This window comes from Pseudomonas sp. Marseille-P9899, assembly GCF_903166565.1.
Classification (GTDB): Bacteria; Pseudomonadota; Gammaproteobacteria; order Pseudomonadales; family Pseudomonadaceae; genus Aquipseudomonas; species Aquipseudomonas huaxiensis.
In genome coordinates this window covers 751153-773131 of record NZ_CAESCG010000002.1, presented here as the reverse complement: position 1 = coordinate 773131, position 21979 = coordinate 751153, and the positions used below count along the sequence as shown (strand labels likewise).

At 63.3% G+C, this 21979-nt stretch carries 19 protein-coding genes; 10 read left to right on the top strand and 9 right to left on the bottom strand.

Going from position 1 to position 21979, the window contains the following annotated elements:
* Window positions 1-40: 40 nt before the first annotated feature.
* A complete protein-coding gene (locus HWV67_RS12855) occupies window positions 41-970 on the bottom strand; it encodes a chemotaxis protein CheV (protein WP_110969464.1) in 930 nt (309 codons plus the stop codon).
* A gap of 67 nt (window positions 971-1037) precedes the next feature.
* On the opposite strand from HWV67_RS12855, the gene flgA reads away from it, so the two are divergent.
* From flgA to HWV67_RS12835, 4 genes are all read left to right on the top strand, one after another.
* Entirely contained in the window at window positions 1038-1790 is a 753-nt protein-coding gene (flgA, locus tag HWV67_RS12850; RefSeq protein ID WP_095156920.1) for a flagellar basal body P-ring formation chaperone FlgA, read from the top strand.
* A 180-nt stretch (window positions 1791-1970) separates the two neighbouring features.
* Window positions 1971-2288, top strand: coding sequence for a flagellar biosynthesis anti-sigma factor FlgM (gene flgM / locus HWV67_RS12845; protein ID WP_095156919.1), 318 nt, complete (start codon window positions 1971-1973; stop codon window positions 2286-2288).
* Between the two features lie 48 nt (window positions 2289-2336).
* Entirely contained in the window at window positions 2337-2804 is a 468-nt protein-coding gene (locus tag HWV67_RS12840; RefSeq protein ID WP_095156918.1) for a flagella synthesis protein FlgN, read from the top strand.
* Window positions 2805-2879: 75 nt separating this feature from the next.
* Window positions 2880-3623 (top strand): flagellar brake protein, encoded by a 744-nt coding sequence (locus HWV67_RS12835; RefSeq protein WP_256680107.1) that lies wholly within the window; start codon window positions 2880-2882, stop codon window positions 3621-3623.
* Between the two features lie 40 nt (window positions 3624-3663).
* On the opposite strand, the gene HWV67_RS12830 is transcribed toward HWV67_RS12835, so the two are convergent.
* From HWV67_RS12830 to bkdR, 3 genes are all read right to left on the bottom strand, one after another.
* Window positions 3664-4992: an MFS transporter gene (locus HWV67_RS12830; RefSeq protein WP_175651502.1), complete on the bottom strand. Its 1329-nt coding sequence runs from the start codon at window positions 4990-4992 to the stop codon at window positions 3664-3666.
* A 160-nt stretch (window positions 4993-5152) separates the two neighbouring features.
* Complete coding sequence (locus tag HWV67_RS12825; protein WP_175651940.1) at window positions 5153-6394, bottom strand: glutamine synthetase family protein; 1242 nt, start codon at window positions 6392-6394, stop codon at window positions 5153-5155.
* Between the two features lie 252 nt (window positions 6395-6646).
* Window positions 6647-7138, bottom strand: coding sequence for a Bkd operon transcriptional regulator BkdR (gene bkdR, locus HWV67_RS12820; RefSeq protein ID WP_095156914.1), 492 nt, complete (start codon window positions 7136-7138; stop codon window positions 6647-6649).
* A 199-nt stretch (window positions 7139-7337) separates the two neighbouring features.
* On the opposite strand from bkdR, the gene HWV67_RS12815 reads away from it, so the two are divergent.
* From HWV67_RS12815 to lpdA, 4 genes are read left to right on the top strand one after another with little or no spacing between them, the layout of a single operon-like run.
* Window positions 7338-8570, top strand: coding sequence for a 3-methyl-2-oxobutanoate dehydrogenase (2-methylpropanoyl-transferring) subunit alpha (locus HWV67_RS12815; RefSeq protein WP_095156913.1), 1233 nt, complete (start codon window positions 7338-7340; stop codon window positions 8568-8570).
* A gap of 1 nt (window position 8571) precedes the next feature.
* Window positions 8572-9630: an alpha-ketoacid dehydrogenase subunit beta gene (locus HWV67_RS12810; protein WP_110969468.1), complete on the top strand. Its 1059-nt coding sequence runs from the start codon at window positions 8572-8574 to the stop codon at window positions 9628-9630.
* A complete protein-coding gene (locus HWV67_RS12805) occupies window positions 9631-10914 on the top strand; it encodes a dihydrolipoamide acetyltransferase family protein (RefSeq protein WP_175651501.1) in 1284 nt (427 codons plus the stop codon).
* A gap of 2 nt (window positions 10915-10916) precedes the next feature.
* Window positions 10917-12305 (top strand): dihydrolipoyl dehydrogenase, encoded by a 1389-nt coding sequence (gene lpdA, locus HWV67_RS12800; RefSeq protein ID WP_175651500.1) that lies wholly within the window; start codon window positions 10917-10919, stop codon window positions 12303-12305.
* 142 nt (window positions 12306-12447) lie between these two features.
* On the opposite strand, the gene HWV67_RS12795 is transcribed toward lpdA, so the two are convergent.
* Window positions 12448-13170, bottom strand: coding sequence for a TylF/MycF/NovP-related O-methyltransferase (locus HWV67_RS12795; protein WP_095156909.1), 723 nt, complete (start codon window positions 13168-13170; stop codon window positions 12448-12450).
* Window positions 13167-14033 (bottom strand): hypothetical protein, encoded by an 867-nt coding sequence (locus HWV67_RS12790; protein WP_175651499.1) that lies wholly within the window; start codon window positions 14031-14033, stop codon window positions 13167-13169. Before HWV67_RS12790 ends, HWV67_RS12795 begins: the two co-directional genes overlap by 4 nt.
* A gap of 334 nt (window positions 14034-14367) precedes the next feature.
* On the opposite strand from HWV67_RS12790, the gene HWV67_RS12785 reads away from it, so the two are divergent.
* Window positions 14368-14994, top strand: coding sequence for a hypothetical protein (locus HWV67_RS12785; protein ID WP_175651498.1), 627 nt, complete (start codon window positions 14368-14370; stop codon window positions 14992-14994).
* Window positions 14995-15043: 49 nt separating this feature from the next.
* On the opposite strand, the gene HWV67_RS12780 is transcribed toward HWV67_RS12785, so the two are convergent.
* Window positions 15044-16246: an NAD(P)/FAD-dependent oxidoreductase gene (locus HWV67_RS12780; RefSeq protein WP_175651497.1), complete on the bottom strand. Its 1203-nt coding sequence runs from the start codon at window positions 16244-16246 to the stop codon at window positions 15044-15046.
* 246 nt (window positions 16247-16492) lie between these two features.
* On the opposite strand from HWV67_RS12780, the gene HWV67_RS12775 reads away from it, so the two are divergent.
* Window positions 16493-17032 (top strand): RrF2 family transcriptional regulator, encoded by a 540-nt coding sequence (locus HWV67_RS12775; protein WP_110969474.1) that lies wholly within the window; start codon window positions 16493-16495, stop codon window positions 17030-17032.
* A 29-nt stretch (window positions 17033-17061) separates the two neighbouring features.
* On the opposite strand, the gene HWV67_RS12770 is transcribed toward HWV67_RS12775, so the two are convergent.
* Together HWV67_RS12770 and HWV67_RS12765 are read right to left on the bottom strand one after the other, a co-directional pair.
* Complete coding sequence (locus HWV67_RS12770) at window positions 17062-19161, bottom strand: TonB-dependent receptor family protein (RefSeq protein WP_175651496.1); 2100 nt, start codon at window positions 19159-19161, stop codon at window positions 17062-17064.
* Window positions 19162-19265: 104 nt separating this feature from the next.
* Complete coding sequence (locus HWV67_RS12765) at window positions 19266-21680, bottom strand: membrane-bound PQQ-dependent dehydrogenase, glucose/quinate/shikimate family (RefSeq protein ID WP_175651495.1); 2415 nt, start codon at window positions 21678-21680, stop codon at window positions 19266-19268.
* Window positions 21681-21979 lie beyond the last annotated feature (299 nt).

Genomic DNA, 21979 nt, shown 5'->3' with positions numbered 1-21979 from the left:
AATCATGTACAACACCAGGGGCCGCGACCCCTGGCCGTTATTAGTGTGTGGCCTTGATCCGGTCAACCACGCGCTGAGCCAGGTCGTCGGGCCTGAACTTGGCGAGGAAGTCGTCTGCACCGACCTTCTTGACCATCGCCTGGTTGAAAACACCAGACAGCGAAGTATGCAGGATGATGTGCAGTTTTTGCATGCGCGGGTCGTTGCGGATTTCCGCGGTCAGCGTGTAACCATCCATCTCCGGCATCTCGATGTCGGAAATCATCATCAGGAACTCTTCTTCCGGACGCTTGCCCTCGTCGACCATCTTGCGCAGGTACTCCAGCGCCTGACGACCGTCGTTGAGCGCGACCACCTCGACGCCGACGGTCTGCAGGCAGCGACTCACCTGCTTGCGCGCCACCGACGAGTCGTCGACGGTGAGCACCCGCAGCGACACCGCCTTGCTCTGCACCTCGGGATCGATCACGCCGGAAGACACCGATTCGGAACTTGGCGCCACTTCGGCAAGGATCTTCTCGACGTCGATGATCTCGACCATCTTGTTGTCGACCCGGGTCACTGCCGTGAGGTAGTGATCGCGGCCGGTTCCCTTGGGTGGCGGATGGATCTCTTCCCAGTTCATGTTGACGATGCGTTCGACCGAATGCACCAGGAACCCTTGGGTCTTGGTGTTGTACTCGGTAATGATGACGAAACTCTTGCTCGAATCTTCATTCAGACCGGGCAAGCCGGTCGCCATCGCCAGATCCAGGATCGGGATGGTCGCCCCACGAATATTCGCAACACCGCGCACAACCCGGCTGGATTTGGGCAGAAGCGTCAGGCTCGGGCATTGCAGCACTTCCCGGACCTTGAAGACGTTGATCCCGTACAACTGATTGCCATTAAGGCGAAACAGCAGCAGTTCAAGACGATTCTGACCAACCAGTTGCGTGCGCTGGTTCACCGAATCCATAACACCAGCCATGCCAGACTCCTCAACCGAAGCTCGGGGCAGCGCACCGGGTCGGCACGCGCCTTGCTTTTTTAACTGTATGAAAACGAAAACGACATTTTTCCGACGCCTGCACCGCCATCTGCCCGGCTTCCTTGCTGCGCTGTGCTTGTTGACTCCCGGCGCTCGAACTCTGGCTGACGCCTTCACCTTGCCTGAACAGCTTATCGGTGTCACCCAGGGGTTTCTTGAATTCACTGTTGAAGACTATTTGGAAAAGAGCCAGACCGAAGGCCGCTACGAGATCCAGGTCAACAACCTCGACCCGCGCCTGCGCATGCCGCTGTGCAGCGAACAACTGGGCGCCAACCTGGAAAGCCCGGCGCAACCGCTGGGCCGGGTAACCGTGCGGGTGCGCTGTGATGGCAGCTCGCCATGGACGGTGTTCGTTCCCGCCCAGGTCAAGCTGTACCGCGACGTGGTGGTGGTCACCCGCCCGCTCAAGCGCGAAGCCGTGGTCAGCGAAGAGGACATCGCCCTGCGTGAGCGCGACGTCGGCCTGCTTGGCCAGGGTTTCCTCGCCAGCCTCGACCAGGCACTGGGACAGAAAGTTATCCGACCAATGGTCATCGACCAGGTCATCACCCCGGTTCACCTGGAACAGGCCGAGGTGATCCGCAAGGGTGACCATGTTGTCATCACCGCCCGCAGCGGCACGTTGAGCGTGCGCATGCCCGGCGAAGCCTTGACCAAAGGCGGCATAAGCGAGCAAATTCGCGTGCGCAACCTCAACTCCAAGCGCGTGGTGAAGGCCAGGGTAACCGGTCCCGGCCAGGTGGAGGTTGCCATGTGACCTTGTGCCGCATCGCACGCACGGCTGATGAAAGCTGGCGATCAGGGACTGCATTTCCTAAACTGTGTCCCAGTACGGGCTGATGGACCTGCCGCGAAGGATCATTCATTCGCGCCTAAAGTTTTTTTCGGGTCGGCCGAAAAAAGGGCAAGCGTCCAAATTCCCAGAGGTTTTCTGATCATGGTCATCGACTTCAGTCGTTTGAATAATTCCCCGTCAGTGACGGGCGGCCTGCGCACTGGCAATAGCCAGGAAAGCGCCGCCAGCAACCGCGCAGGCCAGTCCGAAGCAGTTGCCAGCACCGCCCAGAGCGGGGAAACGGTACACCTCAGCCACGAGGCACAGCAGTTGCAACAGGTCAGCGACAAGCTGCGCGACCAGCCTATCGTCAACAGCGACCGTGTGGCCGCGTTGAAACAGGCGATCGCCGACGGTAGCTACCAGGTCGACGCCAACCGTGTCGCCAGCAAACTGCTTAATTTCGAAGCTCAGCGCTAGCCCTCTGGCGCGCTGACTTCAAGGACGCTACGACTCCAAGAGCCAGCCATGCACGACACTACCCTGCTGCAACTGATCGAAGACGATATCGGCCCGGCACAACAACTGCTCCAGCTCCTGCAGGACGAATACGTCGCCCTGCACGGCCGGGACATGCCGGTGCTGGAAAATATCCTGGCCTACAAGCAATCGCTGGTAGTGCTACTTGATCAGCAGGGCCGTCGGCGCAGTGAGCTGCTCACCAGTCTGGGCCTGCCCCCAGACCGCACCGGCGTCGAGAAACTGGCCAGCCAATCGCACCTGGGTGCGCAATTGCTGCAGCAACTCGATGTGCTGGGCAATCTGCTCAACGAATGCAAGACCATCAACGAACGTAACGGTCAATCCATCGTTTTGCAGCAGGCCACCACGGCCAACCAGATCAGAATCCTCATGGGCGGTGAAGCCCCTTCGCTCTACGACAGCCGGGGCTCTACCTCGCCACTTGCCAAGCCTCGTGCGCTCAGCCAGGCGTGACCCTCTATCAAGGCACAACACATGCTGGCAGAATGCTGGCTGCGTGTGTCGTTTTTGCCTGGAGATTCATCAACCGTGTTCAATGACGTAGAAGCTCCGCAGCCTCCGAAGGTCTTCACCACGCCTTTGGAAATTGCCGCCAACTTGCGGATGCTGCAAGAGAGCCATGATCCGCTGATCATTACCTTCCATGAGCGCAGTCAGCGTTTCCAGAGTTACGTGGTCGACGTCGACCGCGACAACAACGTCCTGTCCCTGGACGAAATGATTCCTCGCGACGGCGAGCGTTTCCTGGAAAACGGCGAACCCTTCCGGGTCGAAGGCTTCCATGACGGCGTACGGATCGCCTGGGAATGCAACGAGCCACTGACGGTCGTCACGGCTGATAATGCCCGTTTCTACCGCGGCACCCTGCCCACCGAAGTGACCTATCACCAGCGCCGTAACGCCTTCCGTGCCGCGCTGAAGCTGTCGCAACTGGTGGACGTTGTTCTCGACGGCGAGAAGCTCAAGGGCGCTGGCGCGATTCGCGGCAAGCTGCTGGACGTTTCCGCCACCGGCTGCAAGCTGCGCTTCGAAGGCAATATCGAAGAGCGTCTGCAATTGGGCCAGGTCTACGAGAAATTCGCTGCGGGTAGCCCGCTGGGCTTGAGCAACATGTCGGTCGAACTGCGCCACCTGCATTTCGAAGAGCGCCTGGGCGCTACCTTCGCCGGTATCCGCTTCCACAACGTCACCGGCCAGATGCAACGCAAGATCGAAAGTTTCGTCTATCAACTGCAGCGCGAAGCTCGCCGTTTCGACAAAGACGACTACTGAGTACCCCTTGGGACCGCGATGCGGTCCCAGCCTTCCTGGATCACACCGGCTTCTGTTCTTCCCCTTCCTTGCCGGCCTCTCCCTCTTCTTCCTCGGTATCCTCGGCCGCCACAGGCGTCTGCATCTGATCCTGCACCACCTGCTCGGTCACCCGTGGGTCCAGTGCTGCGGCAAGCGGTGAGCTGGCGGCTGGCATGGCCACGTGGGACAGTGGCGCATCATCGACCTGATGCAGCCCGGTAACCGCCTTGGGCCGAATCCGCCAGACCAGCACCAGCGCAAAGAAGGTGAAGAAGGCATAGAGCATCTGCTCGCCGAACACCTTCATCAGCACGCCCGCAGCCAGCGGCCCGATGCTCGCGCCGACGCCATAGGTGACCAGCAGCATGGCGGTCAGCGACACGCGCCGCTCGCTCTCCACATGGTCGTTGGAAAACGCCACGGCCAGCGGGTACAGGCAGAACTGCAACAGCGACACCACGAACCCGGCGACGAACAGCACCACCATCGGCACCTCCGGCAGCACGGCAAGCGGCAACGACGCCACTGCCAGGCCCACCGCGACGCTGCGGATCAACACCGCCCGGTCATAGCGATCAGACAGCCAGCCCAGCGGCCACTGCACCAAGAGGCCGGCAAAAATGCAGCAGCCCATGAACAGACCCACTTGCTCGGTGCTCAAGCCCTGCCGCGAGGCGTACAACGGCGCCAGACCATAAAAGGACCCGACGATCAGCCCCGAACCCAGCACCGTGCTCAGGGACTGCGGTACGCGCTTGATGAAGAACCGCGGCTCCATGGCCGCCGGCCGCAATGGCGCCGGGTGGATGCGCCGGGTCAACGCCACCGGCACCAGGCACAGGGCGAAGCACATGGCGACCAGCATCAGCAGTTCGAGACCCAGTTGCGGATGGGCCACCAGAATCAACTGGCCCAGCACCAGACCGAGGTAGGAGGCGATCATGTAGCCGCTGAACACCGCGCCGCGCTGCTTGGCGTCGGCCTGCTCGTTCAGCCAGCTCTCGATGACCATGTACTGGCACATCATGCCGAGGCCGACGATGACCCGTAAAAACAGCCAGGCCGGCAGCCAGCTGACCAGACCATGACCGAGCACCGCCGCGCCGACGATCCCCGCACAGGTGGCGTAGGCGCGGATATGGCCGACCCGGGCGATCAGCCGGTGGCCGATCTTGCCGCCAAGGGCCAGGCCGAAATAGTTGGCCGCCATCAGCGCACCGACCCAGAGACTGTCCACATGGTCGGCACTCAGGCGCAGGGCCAGGTACGTACTCAACAGACCAGAACCGATCAACATCATCAAAGCGGCGAAGTACAACGCGCGAAAAGACTTCCAGATAGTGCGCATCAGCGTCCCGAACGGCCTCTTGAGCAGATGGAAAAACTGCGTGAAAGCATAAGTGATTATTCCCGCCACAGGCTCGGGCTCGGAGAAAAAAACAAGAGGCCGATCACGTTACCGGGATCGGCCTCTTCTACTGGGTGGCTTTACCGCAGCCTGCGTTCGGTCAGGCCTGGGCGGCCAGCACACGACGCTCCCACGGAGTGATTTCATCGAAGAAGCTGGTCAGCTCCAGGGTCTTGGTGGCGTGGTAGCCCTCGATGAACTCCTTGCCGAACAGCTCGCGCGCAAGATCGCTGCGCTTGAGCCGGTCGAGCGCCGCATGCAGGGTGCATGGCAGCGACAGGTGGTCCGGCACTTCGAACTCGCCCTGGATCGCCGGCGCCGGTTGCAGACGCTGCTCGATGCCGTGCAGGCCAGCGGCGAGGCTGGCGGCGATCGCCAGGTACGGGTTGGCATCGGCACCGGGCAGGCGATTCTCGACCCGCCGCGCCACTGGCGAACTGGCCGGAATCCGCAGGCCCGCGGCACGGTTGTCCTCGGACCAGCAGGCGTTGTTCGGCGACGCATACGGGTGGCACAGGCGCTGGTAGGAGTTGACGTTGGGCGCGAACAGCGCGGTGAAATCCGCCAGGCAGGCCTGCTGGCCGCCGATGAAGTGATAGAACGCATCGGTCGGCTTGCCGTCGGCATCGCTGAAGGCATTTTTGCCGCTGTCGATGTGCACCACGCTCTGGTGGATGTGCATTGAGCTGCCCGGGGTTTTCGCCAGCGGCTTGGCCATGCACACCACGGTCAGCCCGTGCTTGAGCGCGACTTCCTTGAGCAGGTGCTTGAACAGGAAAGTCTGGTCGGCCAGCAACAGCGGATCACCGTGCAGCAGGTTGATCTCGAACTGGCTCACGCCCATTTCGTGCATGAAGGTATCGCGCGGCAGTCCGAGCGCCGCCATGCAGCGGTAGACCTCCTGGAAGAACGGCCGCAGGCCGTTGTTGGAACTGATGCTGAAGGCCGAGTGACCGTCCTCGCGGCGTCGGTCCAGGCCAACGGGTGGCTGGAATGGCTGAGTGGGGTCGGCGTTGGGCGCGAAGACGAAAAACTCCAGCTCGGTAGCCACCACCGGCGCCAGGCCGAGGGCGGCGTAGCGGGCGATCACCGCCTTGAGCTGGCAGCGGGTCGACAGGCCGGAGCCTTCGCCAGTCAGTTCGCTGGCGTCGCAGATGGCCAGGGCGCGGGGTTGATCGCTCCAGGGCAACAAATGGATCTGCGTCGGATCGGCGACCAGCGCCAGGTCACCGTCATCGCTGCCGTAGAAGCGGGCCGGCGGGTAGCCGCCCATGATGCATTGCAACAACACGCCACGGGCCAGTTGCAGGCGTCGGCCTTCGAGGAAACCCTCGGCGGTCATTACCTTGCCGCGCGGTACGCCATTGAGGTCTGGCGTGACGCATTCGATTTCATCAATGCCCGTCAAACGCTCGGCCAGGGAGCGCTGGTCATTGGTCGTCATGACTCTATCCTTGTTGTTTTCGCATGCCGGAAACGGCGACCCCCACAACATACTCAGCCACTGTTAAAAATATCAAGCATATAAGTGGCCAATTGATCGTGATTTTCTACACTCCCCAGAGACTGATCGCTGCTGGCTCCCGTCAAAAACCTACCGAGCCTCACGCAACGTCAACCCATTCGCCGGCAACGGCAGCGCCGTCTTGTAGCGCACCTGCTTGAGGGCAAAGCTTGAACGGATATTGGCCACGCCCGGCAGCCGGGTCAGGTAATCGAGAAACCGCTCCAGCGCCTGGATGCTCGGCAGCAATACCCGCAGCAGGTAATCCGGGTCGCCGGTCATCAGGTAGCACTCCATCACTTCCGGGCGCTCGGCGATTTCTTCCTCGAAGCGGTGCAGCGACTGCTCCACCTGCTTTTCCAGGCTGACATGGATAAACACGTTCACATCCAGCCCGAGCACTTCCGGGGCCAGAAGGGTCACTTGCTGGCGAATCACCCCCGACTCTTCCAGCGCCTTGACCCGGTTGAAACACGGCGTGGGCGAGAGGTTCACCGAGCGCGCCAGCTCGGCGTTGGTGATGCGGGCATTTTCCTGAAGGCTGTTGAGAATGCCGATGTCGGTCCGATCCAGTTTCCGCATGAGAATAATTACCCTGCCGATTGTTGTTTTGCAGAATATTTATCCGCGCGCAGCAGCAAAGGCAACCAACATCAGAAAAATATTCTTCCGGGGGCGGAATATCATGTAGCCAAGACTGACTCTCTGGTCACAAGCCGGAATCAGTAGCGACCGCTTCAAAGCTCAACAAAAACACAAGACAGAGCGAGCGTAAAAAAGCATGAACGAGTACGCCCCCCTGCGTCTGCATGTGCCCGAGCCTACAGGCCGGCCAGGCTGCCAGACCGACTTTTCATACCTGCGCCTGGCCGATGCCGGCCTGGTCCGTAAACCCGCTATCGACGTCGAACCTGCCGACACCGCCGACCTGGCCTACAGCCTGATCCGCGTGCTCGATGACAAGGGCAATGCCCTCGGCCCGTGGGCCGAAGACATCGACCCGCAGGTGCTGCGCCGCGGCATGCGCACCATGATGAAAACCCGGCTGTTCGACAGTCGCATGGTGGTCGCGCAACGCCAGAAGAAGATGTCCTTCTACATGCAGAGCCTCGGCGAAGAAGCCATCGGCAGTGCCCAGGCGGCAGCGCTGAACCGCACTGACATGTGCTTCCCGACCTACCGCCAGCAAAGCATCCTGATGGCCCGCGACGTGTCGCTGGTGGAAATGATCTGCCAGTTGCTGTCCAACGAGCGCGACCCGCTCAAGGGCCGCCAGTTGCCGATCATGTATTCGGTGCGCGAGGCCGGCTTCTTTACCATCAGCGGCAACCTCGCCACCCAGTTCGTCCAGGCTGTCGGCTGGGCCATGGCCTCGGCCATCAAGGGCGATACCAAGATCGCCTCGGCCTGGATCGGCGACGGCGCCACCGCCGAATCCGATTTCCACACCGCCCTCACCTTCGCCCACGTCTACCGCGCGCCGGTGATCCTCAACGTGGTCAACAACCAGTGGGCGATCTCCACCTTCCAGGCCATTGCCGGCGGTGAAGCGACCACCTTCGCCGGTCGCGGCGTTGGTTGCGGCATCGCGTCGCTGCGGGTCGACGGCAACGACTTCATCGCGGTCTACGCCGCCTCGCGCTGGGCCGCCGAACGCGCCCGCCGTGGCCATGGCCCAACCCTGATCGAGTGGGTCACCTACCGCGCCGGCCCGCATTCCACCTCGGACGATCCGTCCAAGTACCGTCCGGCCGACGACTGGAGCCACTTCCCGCTGGGCGACCCGATTGCCCGTCTCAAGCAGCACCTGATTGCCGCCGGCCAGTGGTCCGAAGAGGAGCACCAGGCGGTCACCGCCGAACTGGAAGCCGAGATCATCAAAGCGCAGAAGGAAGCTGAGCAGTACGGCACCCTCGCCGGTGGGCAGATGCCAAGCCCCGCCTCGATGTTCGAGGACGTCTACAAGGAAATGCCGGAGCACCTGCGCCGGCAGCGCCAGGAACTGGGGATCTGAGATGAACGATCACAACACTTCAATCCAGTTGGAAACCGCCATGGCGACTACCACCATGACCATGATCCAGGCCCTGCGCTCGGCCATGGACATCATGCTCGAGCGCGACGACAACGTGGTCATCTATGGCCAGGACGTCGGCTACTTCGGCGGGGTATTCCGCTGCACCGAAGGCCTGCAGACCAAGTACGGCAAGTCGCGGGTATTCGATGCGCCGATCTCGGAAAGCGGCATCGTCGGCACCGCCGTGGGCATGGGCGCCTATGGCCTGCGTCCGGTGGTGGAAATCCAGTTCGCCGACTATTTCTACCCCGCCTCCGACCAGATCGTTTCGGAGATGGCCCGCCTGCGTTATCGCTCGGCTGGCGAATTCGTGTCCCCGCTGACCCTGCGCATGCCCTGCGGCGGCGGTATCTATGGCGGCCAGACCCACAGCCAGAGCCCGGAAGCGATGTTCACCCAGGTCTGCGGCCTGCGCACGGTGATGCCGTCCAACCCCTACGACGCCAAGGGGCTGTTGATTGCTTCGATCGAATGCGACGACCCGGTGATCTTCCTAGAACCCAAGCGCCTGTATAACGGCCCGTTCGACGGCCACCACGACCGCCCGGTTACCCCCTGGTCGAAACACCCGGCCAGCGCCGTACCGGACGGCTACTACAACGTGCCGCTGGACAAGGCGGCAATCACCCGCCCCGGCAACGACGTCACCGTGCTGACCTATGGCACCACCGTCTATGTGTCCCAGGTTGCTGCCGAGGAAACCGGTATCGATGCCGAAGTCATCGACCTGCGCAGCCTGTGGCCGCTGGACCTGGAAACCATCGTCGAGTCGGTGAAGAAGACCGGCCGCTGCGTGGTCGTCCATGAAGCCACCCGCACCTGCGGCTTTGGCGCCGAACTGGTGGCGCTGGTCCAGGAACATTGCTTCCACCACCTGGAGGCGCCGATCGAGCGCGTCACCGGCTGGGACACCCCCTACCCGCATGCACAGGAGTGGGCGTACTTCCCCGGTCCTTCACGGGTTGGCGCGGCATTGAAACGGGTCATGGAGGTCTGAATGGGCACGCACGTCATCAAGATGCCGGACATTGGCGAAGGCATCGCACAAGTTGAACTGGTGGAATGGTTCGTCAAGGTCGGCGATACCGTCACCGAAGACCAGATCGTCGCCGATGTCATGACCGACAAGGCCACGGTTGAAATCCCTTCGCCGGTCACCGGCAAGGTCCTGGCCCTCGGCGGCCAGCCCGGTGAAGTCATGGCGGTCGGCAGCGAGCTGATCCGCATTGAAGTGGAAGGCGCCGGCAATCATCAGGAAGGCGCCAGCAAACCGGCGCCCGCCGCCGCTCCCGAGGCGAAACCCGTCTCGCCGGTCGAGACGTCGGCCCCCGTGGCTGCCGCGCCTGTCGCAGCCGCCAGCCCGGCCCGCAGCAGCGCGCCCGAGGCGGCGATCGTGCCGCGTGCGGCCAATGAACGTCCACTGGCGTCCCCGGCCGTGCGCAAGCGCGCCTGGGACGCCGGCATCGAGTTGCGTTATGTGCACGGCAGCGGCCCGGCCGGGCGCATCCTCCACGAAGACCTCGACGCGTTCCTCACCCAGCCGACCCGCAGCCAGGCAGCACCAAGCGGTTACGCCAAGCGCGAGGACAGCGAGCAGATCCCGGTGATCGGCCTGCGCCGCAAGATTGCCCAGCGCATGCAGGACGCCAAGCGCCGCGTCGCGCATTTCAGCTATGTCGAGGAAATCGACGTCACCGCGCTCGAAGAGCTGCGCGTGCACCTGAACAAGAAATGGGGTGACAGCCGCGGCAAGCTGACCCTGCTGCCGTTCCTGGTCCGGGCCATGGTGGTGGCCCTGCGCGAGTTCCCGCAGATCAACGCGACCTACGACGATGAAGGCCAGGTCATCACCCGTCACGGTGCAGTGCATGTGGGCATCGCCACCCAGGGCGACAACGGCCTGATGGTTCCGGTGGTGCGGCATGCCGAAGCCGGCAGCCTGTGGGACAACGCCAGCGAGATCGTTCGCCTGGCCAACGCGGCCCGCAACAACAAGGCCAGCCGCGAAGAACTGAGCGGCTCGACCATCACCCTGACCAGCCTCGGCGCCTTGGGCGGGATTGTCAGCACGCCGGTGGTCAACACCCCTGAAGTGGCGATCGTCGGCGTCAACCGCATTGTCGAACGGCCAATGGTGGTCAACGGCCAGATCGTTATCCGCAAGATGATGAACCTCTCCAGCTCGTTCGATCACCGGGTGGTCGACGGCATGGACGCCGCGCTCTTCATCCAGGCCATTCGCGGCCTGCTCGAACAACCCGCCAGCCTGTTTGTGGAGTGACCATGCAGACCCTCAATACCACGCTGCTGATCATTGGCGGCGGCCCCGGCGGTTACATCGCGGCGATCCGCGCCGGGCAACTGGGCATTCCCACGGTCCTGGTGGAAGGCCAGGCGCTGGGCGGCACCTGTCTGAACATCGGCTGCATTCCGTCAAAGGCGCTGATCCACGTCGCCGAGCAGTTTCACCAGACCCAACAGCACAGCGAGCACTCGAACCTCGGCATCAAGGTCCAGCCGCCAACGCTGGACATCGGCCAGAGCGTTGCCTGGAAAAACGGCATCGTCGACCGCCTGACCAGCGGCGTCGCCGCGCTGCTGAAAAAGAACGACGTGAAGGTGATCCACGGCTGGGCCAAGGTCATCGACGGCAAGCACGTCGAGATCAACGGCCAGGACCTGCGCATCCAGTGCGAACACCTGCTGCTGGCGACCGGTTCCAGCAGCGTCGAGCTGCCGATGCTGCCGCTGGGCGGCGCGGTGATCTCGTCCACCGAAGCCCTGTCACCGAGCCAGTTGCCCAAGCGCCTGGCGGTGGTGGGCGGCGGTTATATCGGCCTGGAACTGGGTATCGTCTACCGCAAGCTCGGGGTCGAGGTCAGCGTGGTGGAAGCGCGCGAGCGCATCCTGCCAACCTATGACGCCGAACTGACCCAGCCGGTGGCCGAGTCGCTGAAAAAGCTTGGCGTGAAGCTGTACCTGGGGCACAGCGTCGAAGGCTTCGACGCCGCCGAAAAACGCCTGCGGGTGCGCACGCCGGACGGCGCGGAACTCTCGCTGGAAACCGATCAGGTGCTGGTGGCGGTAGGCCGTCGTCCGCGCAGCCAGGGTTTCAACCTCGAAGCCCTGGCGCTGAAGATGAACGGCGCCGCCATCGCCATCGACACCCGCTGCCAGACCAGCATGCGCAACGTCTGGGCGATTGGCGACCTGACCGGCGAGCCGATGCTGGCGCACCGCGCCATGGCTCAAGGCGAGATGGTTGCCGAGCTGATTGCCGGCAAGCAGCGCGCCTTCACCCCGGCGGCGATTGCCGCGGTGTGCTTCACCGATCCGGAGCTGGTGGTGGCCGGCAAGACCCCGGAAGCGGCGAAGGACGAAGGGCTCGACTGTCTGGTGGCGCAATTCCCGTTCGCCGCCAATGGCCGGGCCATGACCCTGGAGTCGAAGAGCGGCTTCGTGCGCGTGGTGGCGCGCCGCGACAATCACTTGATCGTCGGTTGGCAGGCGGTGGGGGTTGGCGTGTCGGAGCTGTCCACGGCGTTTGCCCAGTCGCTGGAAATGGGCGCGCGGCTGGAGGATGTGGCAGGGACGATCCATGCGCATCCGACGCTGGGTGAGGCGGTGCAGGAGGCGGCGTTGCGGGCGTTGGGGCACGCGTTGCATATCTGATCGGCGTTCGTTTGAAAAAGCCGGGGCCGCTGTGCGGCCCTTCGCGGGTAAACCCGCTCCTACAGAGGCATGTGCTGTTGTAGGAGCGAGCTTGCTCGCGAAGGGCCGCGCAGCGGCCCCGGCTTATTTGATCTGGAATAGATCAGACGCGGAAGTAACCCACCGAAGAATCGAACGGCAGGCGCTTCAGCTCGACCTTGTTCAGATCCAGCACATCGCGCAGCGCAGCGGTTTCGCCGGGGAAGTTGCGGTAGGCGACTTCGTCCAGCACCACGATGGCGCCCTTCGGCATGTACGGCAGGAAGGTTTCCAGCGCGACCTTGGTCGAGGAGTACAGGTCGGTGTCGAGGATCAGCATCGCCACCACCAGGTCAGGACGGGTCTTGACGAAGGCCGGCACGGTTTCAAGGATGTCGCCCTTGACGATCTCGCAACGCGGGATGCGGTTGACCGGGCGAACCAGGTCGTTGGCGTCGATCATGTCCTGGATCAGGGTCTCGTCGGTATCGGAGAACATGCTCTCGTTGATGTCCGCCGGGTCTTCCTTCTGGTCGATGCTGGCAAAGCCCTGGAAGGTGTCGAAACCGATGATCGAACGGTTGATCGCATACGGTTCGAGAATCATCGACAACTGCATGTACAGCATCAACGAATTGCCCTTGTAGACGCCGCACTCGACGATGGCGCCAGGAATGTCCTGGACCATCTTGAACAGCTCGATGCGTGACAGGGCCGCGGTCACTGCGATGCGGTTGGCGAACACGAAGGGGGCGTCAGCCACGTATTGGGCATCGACGCGGCTCAGCACGCTGGCGCGCTTTTCGTTGTACTCGACCTCGGCAGCAGTCAGGCGACGCTTGGTCATGGGTTAACTCCCTGGAATTGCGAAAAGTCGCTGGCATGGAAAAGGTCTTTGAAGCCGGCCTCGACGTCGAAACAGCCGTTGTCGACGTTCGGCGCGCCGCGCTTCTGAATCAGGTCCTGCAGGTGGATCAGGCGGAAGTCCACGCTGAACCGGATCCTGTCGGTGTGGTTGGCCACGGTGCCGTGCAGGTGCGAGCCGGAGAACATCAGCATCTCGCCGCTGTTGGCGGCGACGCGGATTTCCGCGCTGTTGTCGATGTCTTCCAGCGGCACCGGGTGCACCCGGGCTTCCTCGGTGATGTTGTCCTTGGCCTTCAGGCGCTGGTTGTTGATCCAGTCGGTCAGGCTCCAGGTGTGCGAGGAGTTTTGCACCGGCTTGGTGAAGTAAGCCGGGTTGATCATCATGGTCTGCTCGGGCTCGATGCTGTAGATCGGCATCCAGGTGTTCAACTGGCAATCGACGCTGCCGTACCAGGTGTCGCGGTGCGCCTTGTAGGCGTAGCTGACGCCGGCGTGCAGGTAGTCGTAGTTCGGCACTACTCGGACCCGTGGCACGTCGAAGATGTAGTCGTTCGGATCGGCACCGAGTTCGAGGATGTAGTCGCGGATCAGCGCCTTGGCCTGCGGGCCATTGGTGAACTTGCGCTTGAGCCGGGTGACGTGCTCGACGAAGGTTTCCACCGGCATCTTCTTGTGCAGCGACAGGTGATCGAGCTCGCCGTCGAAGGCTTCGGTGATGCTGTGCCGGGCCAGCGCACACAGTTCGTGGGCGCTGCGCAGGTTGGTATCGAGGAAGATGTCGCCCGCGTAGACGCGCTCGCGGAATGCCGGCTTCTTCTGCAACTGGTTGATGTAAAGATTCATACGCCTCTTCCTCATAAAGACCAATGCCCGCCACTCAGGACGGACCATGAATTGAAGTGGACGCAAGGCGACGTCACTCTGCCTGTTCGGCAGGGAACTTCAACCCCATGGGGGTCCGGGTCGTGGCCCGGATGTAGTGCTCTTTGGATCGGCACCGGGTGCGCAAACTTTAATGCCGCCCGGCGGTACAAGACTTGCCGCAAGCGGCAAACGTCTTCCGCCGTACAACCGGGCCGCACGGCTGCAAGCCCCGTGCTGCGGGGACTCTCCAGACTGGCACAGCAATTGCGATATCGCGCCTGATCCAGTGTCCCACTCCAAGGAGAATGATCCCGTGAGCATCATCAATGGCCATGGCTGGCAGAACATCGCGGTGAGCCAGCACCGCACCCTCGCTGCCATCCCCGGCGCCGACGCGCAAGCTTACCAGTCGGAAACGGCCACCGCGTCGGCGGTTTCCACGGTCAGCAGCGCGACCGCCTCCGGCAGCGCTTCGAACTCGACGTACCAGGACGCTCAGGATGCCCAGGACGAGGCCTTCGCCAAGCTCAAGGTGGTCCTGCAGAACTCGGGGTCCACCAGCGAGTCTGACGAATCCACGGGCGTGAGGGCGTCCGGCGCCAGCACCACGGGCAGCAGCGCCGCCCAGGAGTTTCGCGATTACATGGCCCTGTCGCCGGCCGAGAAGATCCGCCTGAAGATGCTCAACGAGCTGGGGCTGACCGAGGACGACTACGAGGCGTTGCCGCCGGAGAAGAAAGAGAAGATCGACCTGGCGATCGCCCAGCGCATCAAGGATGAAACCGAGCTGAAGTCCATGGGCCAGGCAGAACCACAGATGCAGGCGACGATGGCGGCGCAGAACCTGAGCGCGTCACTGAGCGAACGACCGCAGGACGCGGCCGATCCGGCGCAGGCGCGCAAGGAGAAGGAGGATCGGGAGGATCCGTTGAATATGTGACAGTTCCATCGCTGGCGAGCGGAACGCCGCTTGCCAGCGATGGCCCCTCTCAAGCAATCGGAATCAACGGATCCGCCGCCGCCAATGCCACCGCCCGCTCCGCCACCGGCGGATAGATCCACACGGTATTGATCTGGGTCTTGAGCTGCTTGCCCTCCTCCTTCACCAGTTTCACTTCGCGCTCCCAGCCTTCGGTGAACACTGCGCCCCAAGCGCCGAGGTCCAGGCAGGTGACGTACTTGGGCTGGCTGTAGGTGACCGGCGCTACGCCCAGCAGATCTGCCGCGACGTTGTTGCCGGCATGGCGACCCAGCGGAATGGCGTGCTGGCAGGTCATCAGCGCGTGGTTGCCGAGGTCGTCACTGGCCGCATAGGCGGTATCGCCGGCGGCATAGATATCGGCCTGTCCCACCACCTTCAAGGTGCCATCCACATGCAGCCGGCCCTGGCGATCACGCTCGCCGGGAATCTGCGCGGTCAGGTCACTGGCCCGGACGCCGGTGGTCCAGATCACGGTGCTGGCCTCGATGCGCTGGCCGTCCGACAAGGTCACGCCCTCGGCATCCACCGCCTCCACCGACGACTTCAAGCGCCACTGCACACCCAACTCGGCACTGGCCTCGGCTATCGAGCCGGCAATTTCGTTGCCCATGGACGCGCCAATGGCCTCACCACGGTCAACGATGATCACGTTCACCTCGGCGTCTTCGCCCAACACCGCACGCAGGCGAGCCGGCATTTCGGCCGCGGTCTCGATGCCGGTGAAGCCGCCACCGGCGACCACCACGGTATTGCGCGCCGCCGAAGCCGGGCGTTGCGCCAGTGACTTCAAGTGCGTTTCCAGGCGCAGCGCTTCTTCGAGCTGATCGACATCGAACGCGTGCTCGGCCACACCCGCCAGGTCCGGCCGGGCCAGGACGCTACCGGTGGCCAACACCAGCTTGTCGTAGTGGCTGACCGCCGTGTTGCCCTGAGCATCCCGGTACTCGACGCGCTTGCCGGCCACATCAATGCGCTGCGCGGCGCCCTGGATGAAACGCACACCCACCGCGTCGAACAACGCGCCCAGCGGCGCCACGGTGCGGGCGACATCCGCTTCGTAGAAACGCGGGCGGATACGCAGTTCGGCCTGGGGTGCGAGGACACTCACGGCAACGTCCGTGCGGCCATGGATGTCCAGCAGGCGCGTGGCGCTCAGGGCACTCCACAGTCCACCAAAACCGGCACCGAGAATCAGGATGTGCTGTTGCATTGTTCTGCTCCGCTTGTAGAAGGGTTCGAATTCACAACTACGACTTTATTGGTCGTAGTTAATAAAAACAAGTCGCCACTCGTCGCCAGCCGCCAGGTTGCGCCGTGGAAACCACCTTGAAGCCAAAGAATCAGCGGCTATAGGCGCTCTGAAAAATTTTCGGGCAGACGGAAGGTGACCGGCGGCTTTGCTCGGCAGCCACAGAGGCTGGTAGTATTTGCGACCAGTTCAGTCGGAGATAACGTGATGTCGCTTTACAGCGCGGGTGTCGAATACGGCATTCACTGCCTGATATTCCTGGTCGGTGACGGCGGCGAGAGCCGCGAGGCCAGCGTGCGTGATCTCGCCGAACTGCAAGGCGTGCCGCTGGATTACCTGGCGAAGATTTTCACCAAGCTGGCCAAGGGCAAGCTGGTGGCGGCCACCGAAGGCGTGCGCGGTGGTTTCCGCCTGGCCCGCCCTGCCGACGAAATCACCCTGCTGGACATCGTGAACGCGATCGACGGGCGCAAGCTGATCTTCGATTGCCGCGAGATTCGTGGCCGCTGCGCGCTGTTCGACGGCGAGCCGCCTGAGTGGGCGACCGAGGGGCCCTGCGCGGTTCACGCGGCGATGATCACCGCGCAGAAACGCATGGAAGAAGCGCTGGCCCAGCAGACCGTGCTCGACCTTGCGCGCAAGGTCGGACGCAAGGCCCCCGCCGGCTTCGGTGCGAAAGTCGGCGACTGGATGAGCGAGCGGCGCGAGAAAAAAAATGCGGGTGATATTCCGCTGACCGAAGTCTGATCACAGACTCCGGTCACCCAGGCTCTGGATCAGAAGCGGTATTCCACGCCCGCCCCCGCATACCACGACCGGCCCGGCGCCGCCTCGTAGTAGCGGCCATTGCCGTCACCGACAATCACCGAGCCGACATAGCGCCGGTCCAGCAGGTTATCCAGCCGCACCATTTCATAGACCGTGAAGCGGTCCAGTTGCTGCTCCATCCGCGCCCGCCAGTTGAACACGGTGTACGCCGGCGCAGCCTTCTGGTCGTTGCTGTCCTCGACATACACCTGGCTGCGGTACTGGCCTTCCAGCGCCGTGCTCAAACCCGCCACCGGCTTCCACACCAGTTCACCGAACAGGCTGTCTTTCGGCACGCCCGGCAGGCGGTTGCCTTTCTCGATCTGGCTGGTGCCGCCAATGACGTCGTCGCGGTAGGTGGCATCGAGGTGGGTGTAGGCCAGGTTCAGTTCCCAATCCGCCGCCAACTGCTGTTGCAAGCCCACTTCCAGGCCGCGACGCAGGGTCTTGCCGGCGTTGGTGTAGCTGGTCCGTCCGGAATTGGAGCCCGCGACCACGAGTTCATCGTCGGTGTGGATCTCGAAGACTGCCACATTCAAGCGGCTCCGCTCGGTGAGCCGGGCCTTGAGGCCGATCTCGTACTGGGTGCTGGTGGCCGGTTTCAGGCCGAAGTTGAAGGTCTCGGAAACGCCCGGGGCATAGGCCATTTCCGCTTGGGTCGGGGTTTCGAAGGCTTTGCCGGCGCTGACATAGCCGTGCAGGTCCGGGGTGAAGGCGTACATCACCGACAGGCTCGGGGTGGTGCGCTGGTATTTCTTCGAACCGCTGGAGTCGCCATTGGACAGGTAGTGGTCATCCACCTCCATCTCCATGCTGCTGCGGCGCAGGCCCGCGTCCAGGGTCCAGCGGTCCAGCTCCCAATGGGCCTGGATGTATGGATCAAGGCTGGTAGCGGTGTCGACTTCGTCGCGACGCAGTTCGCCCTTCACACCGAGCTGGGTGCCGCTGTAGTTCTGGTAGCCACGGCGGTCGTCGCGGCTCTGGTCGTAGTCGGCGCCGAAGGTCAGGGTCAGCGCACCCGGAACGGCCGTGACCGGCTGGATCCAGCGCAATGTACCGCCGTGGAACTCACGGTCGAAGTCGACCACGCCGCCGCCCCGCTCGTTGGCCGGGGTGCCTTTGGGAATCGACAGGTACTGGATCACGCTGCGCTTGCCGGCGTAGGCGTTGAACTGCAAGGTCGCGTCACCGAAATCGCGTTCATAGTTCAAGCCCACCTGCTGGTGGTGGATGCTCTTGCGGGTGTTGTACTGCTCGGCCTGCGGGATCACCGAACGCGGATCCTGCTTGTAGCCGCTCCAGGTCTGACCCAGCGGATCCTGGGTGCCGTTCTGCTCCAGGGTGTTGAAGATCAGCGCTAGGCGGCTGTCTTCGTCGGGGCGGACATGGACCTTGGCGAACGTCTGGTCACGCCGCGCTGCGCTGTGGTCGCGGTAGCCGTCGGTGTCCATGCGCGACGCATCGAGCACGAAGCCAGCCTGGTCGTTGCCGCCCTGGCTGTAGAGGCGGTTCTTGAGAAACCCGTCGCTGCCCAGCAAGGTGCTCGCGCCGATCGTCGCCGGGCCGCTGCCGTCCTTGCTGAACATCTGGATCCCCCCGCCGGCATTGCTGCCGTAGAGGGCGGACGCGGGGCCGCGCAGCACTTCGACGCGGTCCGCCACATCGAGGTTGAGCGAGGCCGCCTGCCCCTGCCCGTCCGGCGTGCTTGCGGGAATGCCGTCGCTGAGCACCTTGATACCGCGAATGCCGAACGCGGCGCGGGCGCCGTAGCCGCGGGTCGACACTTGCAGGTCCTGGGCATAGTTCTGGCGGTTCTGCACCACCACGCCGGGCACGCGGGACAGGGCTTCGGAAAGGTTGACGCCAGCCTGACCCTCGGCGAATTGGTCACGGGTGACGATGTCGAGCGAAGCCGGCACATCGAAGGTGGAGGCCGGGACGTAGGTGCCGGTCACAGCCAGCGGGTCGAGGGTGACGGCCTGTTCCTGGGCGAACGCCGGAACGCCGGCGGCGAGGCAGACAAAATAAAGGGAAACGCGGACGCTGCGGTCCTGAGGTTGGATCGACATGGAAAAAAATCTGCGAAAACGACATCGGAAAAGCCCGCCGGGGCAGGCGGGCTTCAGAGAACGGCCGCGACTCGAAAACACTGAGCCACGGCCGGGTTGGCATTCTACTTCGTCGCGCCGGGCAACGCGTAGGCGATCACGTAGTCACCACGGTTGTCGTTGGTGCCGGTGCGGGTTGCGCCTCCGACAGTGACGACGATGTACTGCTTGCCATCGCGGCCAACGTAGGACATCGGCGCACCTTGCCCGCCGACCGGCAGGCGGCCGCGCCAGACTTCTTCGCCGGTGTCGTTGTCCAGCGCGCGGATGTAGTAGTCCAGCGTGCCGTGGAAGAACGTCAGGCCACCCTTGGTCACCAGCGGACCGCCCATGGTCGGCATGCCCAGCGGGATATGCACACCCGGGACGATGCCTTTCACCGGTGCGTCTTCGATGCTGCCCATCGGCACCTGCCATTTGGTCTTGCCATTGTTCAGGTCGATGGCAGTCATGGTGCCGAACGGCGGCTTGAAGCAAGGGACGCCCAGTGGCGAGACGAACATCGAACGCTCGACGCCCCACGGCGTACCCAGTTGCTCGGAGTATTCACCCTCGGTGCTCGGCTTCAGGCCGGTGCGCTTGGCGTCTTCACGCTTGATGAAACGGCCCCATTGCGCCATGCGGATATCGTTGACGATCAGGGTGCCGGTGGAGGCGTCGAGTGCACCGCCGCCCCAGTTGAAGCCGCCGTAGTAACCCGGATAAATCAGGGTCGCCTGGCCTTCCACCAGCGGGGTGAACTCGCCTTCCCAGCGCATGGCCTTGAAGTCGATACGGCACATCAACTGGTCGAAGACGGTGCCGCCCCACATGTCCGATTCCTTGAAGCGCTCGGTACCGACGGAGAGCTGCGAGTACGGCTGGGTTGGCGAGATGCGCATGCCCGGCACGCCGTCAGTGGCGACCTGGCGCTGCTCCACCGGGAACACCGGGGTGCCGTCACGACGATCGAGCACGAAGATCTGGCCGCGCTTGGTCAGGGCAATTACCACCGGGGTCTTGCCGCCTTGCTTGTTGGGCAGGTCGTAGAGGATCGGCTGGGCCGACACGTCGTAGTCGAACATGTCGTTGTTGGCGGTGCGGAAGTGCCACTTGTCCACGCCGGTATTGACGTCGATGGCCACGATGGAGTCGTTGTACTCATCGGAGCCAGGGTTGCGATCGCCGTTCCAGAAGTCCGGGGTCTGGTTGCCGGTCGGGATGTAGGCCAGGCCCAGCACCGGATCGTAGGACGCAGTGCCCCAGAAGTTCGGCGAGTCGCTCGGGTAGTTCTCGCCTTCCGGCAGCGGCACGCCGCGCTTCGGATTCAGCGCGTCCCAGGCCCACAGCAGCTCGCCGGTACGCACGTCGAAACCACGGGTCACGCCCGATGGCTCGCCGGTCTTGAGGTTGTCGTTGATCTTGCCGCCGACGATAACCACATTGCCGGCCACCAGTGGCGCCGACGTCAGGTAGTAGGAACCGTCGGTGTTAGGGCCGATGCCCTTGAGTAGATCGACTTCACCGTGCACGCCGAAGCTTTCGCACGGCTTGCCGGTTTGCGCATCGAGGGCGATCAGGCGCGCATCGACGGTGGTGGTGATGATGCGACGACGGCACTCGGCAGGCTCGGCCGCGGCGGTGGCGACGGTCGGTTCGGCAGGCGTCGAGGCGCTCTGCGGCGCCTTGTCGGCATCGTAGTAGCCCACACCACGGCAGCGCTTCCACGCCTTGTTGGACGGCGTGTCCTTGACCTGCGGATCGTATTTCCACTTCTCGGCACCGGTGATCGGGTCGAGGGCAAATACCTTGTTCAGCGGCGTGCACAGGTAGACGGTGTCGTCGACCTTGAGCGGCGTGCCCTGATATTCAGCGCCGTTGATGGCCATGTCGCCGGTACGGAAAGTCCAGGCCACCTGCAGGTCTTTGACGTTGCCCTTGTTGATCTGGTCGAACTGCGCGAAGCGCTCGCCATGGGTGCCACGGCCGTAGGCGGTCCAGTCCTGGCCATCGGCCTCACCGGCGTCCGCCGCCACCACGGGCGACGTGCTGCCCTTTTCGGCCACCACGGTCGGGTGCGGCTTGAACATGCCAACGCCAAAGCCGACCAGGCTGGCGATCAGCGCCAGGCTGATGCCGGCGCGAGTACCGCTGCCCAGGAACGCGCGGTTGCCGTCCAGCAGCGGCACCAGCAAGGTGAGGACCAAGGCAATGACGATGAACGTCACCAGGCGTGGTACCAGCTGCCAGAAGTCGACCCCGACCTCGGCGAACGCCCAGACGGCGGTGATCAGCAACAGCGCCAGCGCTATCCAGGTCGCCGCGACCTTGCGCCGAATCAGGCAGATACCGGTGGCGGCCATCAGCACGCCGGCCAGCAGGTAATACCAACTGCCTCCCAAGGAGATCAGTTTGCCGCCGCCCAGGGCCAGGCCGGCCCCGAGCACGGTCAAGATCGCGCCGATGGCTATCGGGACGATGCCTTTCAATTTCATATTCATTCCTACGTTCTTGCGGCCTCAGCCATTCATTCAGATCGATGCCCAGCCGCTACAGCGAACGGGCATCCCCAGGAAGCCTCTGCCGTACAAGCAGCCGACCGGTCCTTGGCCTAAGCGCCGCAATCCATGAGAGCGCTCTCATTTTGTGTGGGATTACGACACGCAACGCCTGTTGCAGACGTGTCGAAATAAATGAGAGCGCTCTCATGATCGAGGCAAAAAATGGCGACCGTTCCTGGTCGCCATGCAAACGGGCGGAATGTTATGGATTGTTACATTCTGAGTCAATCTGACGCAGG